General features: G+C 73.1%; 7 protein-coding genes. 3 read left to right on the top strand and 4 right to left on the bottom strand.

Features of this window, described 5'->3' with window-relative positions; all coding sequences use genetic code 11:
- Window positions 1-113: 113 nt before the first annotated feature.
- The 4 genes from ABT129_RS37885 to ABT129_RS37870 all read right to left on the bottom strand — a co-directional run bounded on the left by ABT129_RS37885 (window position 114) and on the right by ABT129_RS37870 (window position 4,065).
- Window positions 114-1,079 carry an alpha/beta hydrolase gene (locus ABT129_RS37885; protein ID WP_351910800.1) on the bottom strand — a complete coding sequence of 322 codons (966 nt, stop codon included), beginning with the start codon at window positions 1,077-1,079 and terminating at the stop codon, window positions 114-116.
- A gap of 298 nt (window positions 1,080-1,377) precedes the next feature.
- The gene (locus tag ABT129_RS37880) at window positions 1,378-1,791 is read right to left on the bottom strand and encodes an SgcJ/EcaC family oxidoreductase (protein WP_351910799.1); all 414 of its coding nucleotides are present in this window, start codon (window positions 1,789-1,791) and stop codon (window positions 1,378-1,380) included.
- A gap of 195 nt (window positions 1,792-1,986) precedes the next feature.
- Window positions 1,987-2,829 carry a universal stress protein gene (locus tag ABT129_RS37875; RefSeq protein WP_351910797.1) on the bottom strand — a complete coding sequence of 281 codons (843 nt, stop codon included), beginning with the start codon at window positions 2,827-2,829 and terminating at the stop codon, window positions 1,987-1,989.
- Between the two features lie 270 nt (window positions 2,830-3,099).
- Window positions 3,100-4,065: a pirin family protein gene (locus ABT129_RS37870; protein ID WP_351910795.1), complete on the bottom strand. Its 966-nt coding sequence runs from the start codon at window positions 4,063-4,065 to the stop codon at window positions 3,100-3,102.
- Window positions 4,066-4,168: 103 nt separating this feature from the next.
- Here ABT129_RS37870 and ABT129_RS37865 point away from each other — a divergent pair, with 103 nt between their 5' ends.
- The 3 genes from ABT129_RS37865 to ABT129_RS37855 all read left to right on the top strand — a co-directional run bounded on the left by ABT129_RS37865 (window position 4,169) and on the right by ABT129_RS37855 (window position 5,773).
- On the top strand, window positions 4,169-4,516 hold the full coding sequence (locus ABT129_RS37865) for a tetratricopeptide repeat protein (RefSeq protein ID WP_351910793.1): 348 nt from the start codon (window positions 4,169-4,171) through the stop codon (window positions 4,514-4,516).
- A gap of 98 nt (window positions 4,517-4,614) precedes the next feature.
- Window positions 4,615-5,019 (top strand): DUF6153 family protein, encoded by a 405-nt coding sequence (locus ABT129_RS37860; RefSeq protein ID WP_351910791.1) that lies wholly within the window; start codon window positions 4,615-4,617, stop codon window positions 5,017-5,019.
- An 88-nt stretch (window positions 5,020-5,107) separates the two neighbouring features.
- Complete coding sequence (locus ABT129_RS37855) at window positions 5,108-5,773, top strand: DUF305 domain-containing protein (RefSeq protein WP_351910789.1); 666 nt, start codon at window positions 5,108-5,110, stop codon at window positions 5,771-5,773.
- Window positions 5,774-5,877 lie beyond the last annotated feature (104 nt).

The following is a 5,877-nucleotide window of genomic DNA, read 5'->3' as shown; positions in this document are numbered from 1 at the left end:
CCACCCTTTTTTACACCCTGTGCACCCGCACGAACCACTCGAACCCGCGCCCCCCCCCGTCCCGCGCCCGGCGCACACCGCCCCCCCCCCGCGGCAGCCCGCCGCGGCGGGCGTCAGTGCAGGGCCGTGCGCAGGGTGGCGACGGCGAGGGTGATGGCGCCCTGCGCGGCCTGCGTCTCGCGCAGGGCGTTGAGCATGACGAAGTCGTGGATGATGCCCTGGAACCGTACGGCGGTGACCGGGACCCCCGCCTCGCGCAGCTTCTCGGCGTAGGCCTCACCCTCGTCGCGCAGGACGTCGGCCTCACCCGTGATGACGAGGGCGGGCGGCAGTCCGGACAGCTGCTCGGTGGTGGCCCGCAGCGGGGAGGCGGTGATCTCCGCCCGCTGGTTCTCGTCGGTGGTGTACTGGTCCCAGAACCACTGCATGCCGTCGCGGCGCAGGAAGTACCCCTCGGCGAACCGGTGGTACGAGCCGGTGTCGAAGTTCGCGTCGGTCACCGGGTAGAACAGCACCTGGTGCACGAGCGGGACGCCGCCGCGCTCCTTGGCCATCAGGGTGAGCGCGGCGGTCATGTTCCCGCCGACGGAGTCACCGGCCACGGCGATACGGGTCGGGTCCAGGCCCTGGATGGCGCCCTGGTCCACGATCCACCGCGCGACCGTGAAGTTCTGCTCGATGGCCACCGGGTACCGGGCCTCGGGAGAGAGGTCGTACTCGGGGAAGACGACCGCGGCTCCCGCGCCGACGGCGAGTTCGCGCACGAGCCGGTCGTGGGTGTGGGCGTTGCCGAAGACCCAGCCCGCTCCGTGGACGTAGAGGATCACGGGGAGCGTGCCGGTGGCACCGGCGGGCCTGACGACCCGGACCTTGACGCTGCCCGTGGGGCCGCCGGGAACGGTGGTCCACTCCTCGTCGACCGCCGGCTTGTCGATCTCGCCGGACTGCACGTCGTCGACGGCCTTGCGCCCCTCCGCCGGGGGCAGCTCGAACAGGAAGGGCCGCTGGGCGGTCGCCTCCGCGAAGGCCGCGGCCGCGGGCTCCAGTACCGGCCGGGTCGGGTCGACAGCCTCGGACATGTGCGTCTCCTGACGTTCGCTGGGTCGTCCGTTTCCTGGCGGCGCCGCCCGTCGCGCCGCAGCGGTGAGGGGCGGAGGGCCCGCAGGCGCGCCACCGCACCTTCCACAGTGCACGACGGACGCGCGGCCCGCATCGGATCGGATCGCGCCATCCGGCCTCCCCTGCCCTCCTCGGCGCGGAGGCCCGCCGCCGCCCGCCGTCCCTGGTCGTCAGACCGGGCCGGCGGGCGGACCGCACGCGGTTCGATCCGGTCCGGGAGCCCTCACGAGCCGGCTCCGGACACGACCGACGGGCACGCTAGCCGGCGAGGACGCCGGTGTTCTGGCAGGCGGTCAGCAGCCAGCGGCCGTCGGCCTGCTTCGAGAGGACGTACAGCGGGGCGCCCTCGCTCTCCTCGCCCGGGGAGAGGTACCGCTGGCGGACCTTGACCGCGGCGACGTCGGGGCGGATGAAGAGCACATGGACCACCTCGTAGGTGACCTTGCCGTCCCAGCTCGCCGCCGGGAGGACCTTGCGGGTGAACTCCGAGATGGCGTCGAGGCCGAGGAGGACCTTGCCGTGGGCCGTGGTCCAGATCGCGTCGGGGTGGAACAGGCCGAGGAACTCCTCGGGGTCCTTGTTCTGCTGGGCGTGCTCGACGGTGGCGACGAGCCGGGTGATCGCTTCGATGTCCGCAGCGTGGGACGTGGATTCCGTGGTCATGTGGATCATCGTCGTACCTCAAGCGCGATCGAGGTCAAGAGCCGCTCCCCCACGGATGTGAAACGCCGGCACCTGGAGGAGCGAGGTGCGGGCCCCGGTTCGGCTCTGTGCTCGGGCGGTTCCGTGCCACCAGCCTGGTTGCGGGCCCGCCGCGCCGAGGACAGCGCAACGCGGACGTCGCCCCGCCCCCGTCCGTTCTCCCCGTCAGGCGTGCGGAACGACCGCCACGGGGCAGGAGGCGTGGTGGATGACGGCGTGGGTGACCGATCCGATGTGGGAGCCCCTCGCCGCCCTGCGCCGGCCGACGACCACGAGGCGCGCGTCCGACGCGGCCTCGACGAGATGCTCGGCCGCCCGCCCCGGAGCGGACACCTCCGTCACCTCCGTCGCCGGAAACCTGTCCCGGAAGGGCCGCACCGCACGGGCGAGCGCCGCCGCCCTCTCCTCCCGCGTGGCCGCCGTGGAGTGGTGGACGAAGGAGTCGTGCCAGGTGTGCACGACCTCCAGCGGGACACCGTGCCGTCCGGCGAAGTCGAACCCGAAGTGCAGGACCTCGTCCTCGCCCTCGATCACGTCGAGACCGAGGACCACTTTCCGCCGCTCGGGCACCGCGGCCCCGTCGGTCCCGTATCCGGGGCGGACGAGAACCACCGGGCGCCGCGCCTCCGCGACGACCTCCTGGCCCACCGAACCGACGACGAACCCGCGGACGCTGCCCAGCCCGTGCGAGCCCACGACGAGCATCTCCGCCTCGCCCGCGGCCGCGAGCAGCACGCTGACAGGGGCGTCCTCGATCTCGTCGGCGGTCAGGGCGAGCTCCGGCCGCCGCGAACCGACACGGCGCTCGGTCACGGCCAGCACGCCTTCCGCGTCACCGGCCCGGTCCTCGTGCGACACCTTCATCGCCCCCAGCTGATGCTCCGCCCACCGGGTGGCGTACACCAGCCGCAGGCCGTCGCCGCGCAGCGCCGCCTCGTCGGCGGCCCAGTCCACCGCAGCCACGCTTCCTTCAGAGCCGTCCACTCCCACAGTGACGGGTCGGGACATGCTGCTCTCCTCGCCTCGGGCCATCGTCGACGGGCTCACAGGAGCGCCGACGGGCGTCCTCGCGCGAGCCACCGGGTCGAGAAGCTACCGAGTCGCCGATTCCCCGGTGCGCACGGCGTCCGGCGACGCTGACGAAGTACCCCGTCCGGCGGAACGCCACCGCGTGCGGACGGCGCACCGCCGGAGACCCCCCTCCCGGAAGCACCTCTCAAGCCGCGGACAGGCCGGGGCGGACCTCCTTCGGGAGCGGCCTCCGGAGGGAAGGCCTCGTCAGCGCACCCGCCCCCGCACCTTCAGGTGGGTCGCCGGGAGTTCCGGGGCGGGGAGGCGGTCGCCGTCGTAGCCCTTGACCTCGCCGAAGCGGTCGGACGCCATCCACTGCTCGCGCGCCTCGCGGATCTCCTCGTCCGTGCGGCCGACGAAGTTCCACCACATGACGATCTCCTCCTCGAAGGGTTCGCCGCCGAGGAGCATCAGGCCGGCGTCGGAGACCGCGCGGAGGGGGAGTTCGGTGCGGCCGCAGCCGAGGTAGAGCATGGAGCCGGGGAGGACCGGGACGCCGTCGACGTGGGCCTCTCCGGACATCGCCAGGACCGCGTACTCGTAGTCGGGGTCGAGGGGGAGGTCCGCCTCGGTGCCGGCCGTCAGGGCGAGGTCCGCGCCGACGAGCGGGGTGTACGTGGTCCCCGGCGAGGCGGCTCCGTCCAGCTCGCCCAGGATCACCGTGGCCGTGAGGCCCCGGCCGGTGACCCGGGGCAGGTCGGCGTGGTGCTCGAAGTGCGGCTCCACATGGCGGTGGGCGTCGGGGAGGGCGACCCAGAGCTGGGCGCCGTGCAGGAGGCGGGCGTGCGGGGCGGGGCTCTCCTCCGAGTGGGAGATGGCCCGTCCCGAGGTCATCAGGCCCAGTTCGCGCGGCCGGACGGTCTGGAGGCTGCCGGTGGAGTCGCGGTGCAGGACCTCGCCCTCGTGGAGCCAGCTGACGGTCTGCAGGCCCATGTGCGGGTGCGGCGGGACCTGCATGCCGGGTTCGTCGGCGATGTCGTCGGGGCCGTAGTGGTCGACGAAGGCCCAGGCCCCGACCATCCGCCGGCCCAGGTTGGGGAGCAGCCGGCGGACCTCGGTCGACTCGCCGAGCCGGACGTGGCGGGGGCTGAGGAGTTCCCGTACCGGCTCGGCGACGACGAATCCGCGGCCGCCGCACACGGAAAGCGTGGCGTGACGATCAAGGTTGCTCATGACGCTCGACCCATCCTTGTGGAATGTTCAACCATCCAGGCGTGTTGTCCTGGTCGACCACCCCACAGGGTGGCAGATCCGGCACTCCGGAAAGGGAGAGCAAGTGAGCGACACGTACTACGAGTTCGGAACAGCCGGAGAACGCTGGGACCGCGCGCGGTTCTTCTTCGACGCGAAGGAGTACGGGACCGCCGTCCGCATCCTGCGCGGTCTGGTCGCCGAGCACCCGGACCAGACGGCCCAGCGGCTCCTGCTCGCGCGGGCCTACTACCACTCCGCCCAGCTCTCCCGGGCCGAGACCGAGCTGCGGGCGATCCTGGAGCGCGACCCGGTCGAGCACTACGCGCGGCTGATGCTCGGACGCACCCTGGAGCGGCTCGGGCGCGCGGACGAGGCCGCGCCGCACCTGCGGATGGCCGCCGCCATGGCGGGCGAGACACCCGCGCCCTGACACGGCCCGCAGGGCCGTCGTGACACGGCCGAGGCACGGCCCTTCACACGGCCCTGATACCCCCGCACGGTATATTCACCGGCCAGGAGGTCCTGGCCGTGCGTACACACCGAGCGGAACGCCGTCGACGAGCGGAAGGTGCCCTGACGCACCTTCTGCTCGTCGTCGTGCTCGCGCTCGGGGTGTTCCTCATGCACACCGTCGGCCATCCCGAGGGCTCCGGCGGCGACCCGGGGACCACCTCCGTAGGGGCCGCCGCACACGGCGCCCACGGCGACGAGGGCTCCTCCGCCGGGCACGAGCCGGGTACGGCGATGGACATGACCACCCTGTGCGTGGCCGTCCTCGCCGGCTGGCTGCTCGCGGGGCTCGTCCGGGCCGCCCTCGGACGGCGCCCCGACTGGCTCGCCCTCCTCCTCGCGCGGCTCACGGCCGCGCCGGGGCCGCACGCGCCGCCGCCCCGTCCTCCCGACCTCGCCCAGCTGTCCGTCCTGCGGATCTAGGCCGTACCGCCCCGCGGGCGCCTCGCGCTGCCCGTGAACGCTTCGGCCTGCCCTTCTCCGTACGACCAGCACACGAGGTGTCACCCACATGCGTGCCTTCACCCACCGCACCACCAGGAAGTTCGCCCTCCTCGGCGCCGTCACCGCGACCGGGCTCCTGCTCGCCGCCTGCGGCACGGACGACCCGACGGACGGAACGGGCCACGGCGGTACGAGCCACGGCGGCGCGTCCGCCTCGGCCTCCGCGCCCGCCTCCGCGTCCGCCGACGGGGCCTCGGCCCCCGGCGCCTTCAACGACGCGGACGTCATGTTCGCGCAGATGATGATCCCCCACCACGAGCAGGCCCTGGAGATGGCGGAGCTCGCCGAGGGCCGGGCCGAGGACCCCGAGGTCAAGAAGCTGGTCGCCGCGATCGAGCGGGCCCAGGACCCGGAGATCCAGAAGATGAAGGCCTGGCTCAAGGGCTGGGGCAGGCCCGTGTCCGCCGGTCACGGTTCCGGCGGCGAGGGCTCCCACGGCATGGCCGGGATGATGTCCGACCAGGACATGAAGGACCTGGCCGCCGTCAAGGGCAGGGCCTTCGACCGCAGGTTCGCCGAGCTGATGATCGCCCACCACGACGGCGCCGTCGAGATGGCGAAGGACGAGCGGAGGAACGGCCGCAACGCCACGGCCAAGGCGCTCGCCGACGACGTCGTGCGGACCCAGTCCGCCGAGGTGACCGCCCTGCGCGAGGTCCTCGACCGGCTCTGACCGCCCCGCCCCCGGGGGCGGCCCCCCCGGGGGGGGCCCGGGGGGGGGGCCCCCGGGCACCGAGGGTAGGAGGTAATAAACCAAATAAAAAAAAAAAAAAAAAA

Source organism: Streptomyces sp. NPDC002057 (assembly GCF_040296665.1).
Classification (GTDB): domain Bacteria; phylum Actinomycetota; class Actinomycetes; order Streptomycetales; family Streptomycetaceae; genus Streptomyces.
This window is presented reverse-complemented; position numbering and strand designations above follow the sequence as displayed.

Excerpts from the sequence above, each read along its gene's own strand:
- ABT129_RS37885 (WP_351910800.1), bottom strand. The coding sequence starts at position 1,079 with ATGTCCGAGGCTGTCGACCCGACCCGGCCGGTACTGGAGCCCGCGGCC.
- ABT129_RS37880 (WP_351910799.1), bottom strand. The coding sequence starts at position 1,791 with ATGATCCACATGACCACGGAATCCACGTCCCACGCTGCGGACATCGAA.
- ABT129_RS37875 (WP_351910797.1), bottom strand. The coding sequence starts at position 2,829 with ATGTCCCGACCCGTCACTGTGGGAGTGGACGGCTCTGAAGGAAGCGTG.
- ABT129_RS37870 (WP_351910795.1), bottom strand. The coding sequence starts at position 4,065 with ATGAGCAACCTTGATCGTCACGCCACGCTTTCCGTGTGCGGCGGCCGC.
- ABT129_RS37855 (WP_351910789.1), top strand. The coding sequence starts at position 5,108 with ATGCGTGCCTTCACCCACCGCACCACCAGGAAGTTCGCCCTCCTCGGC.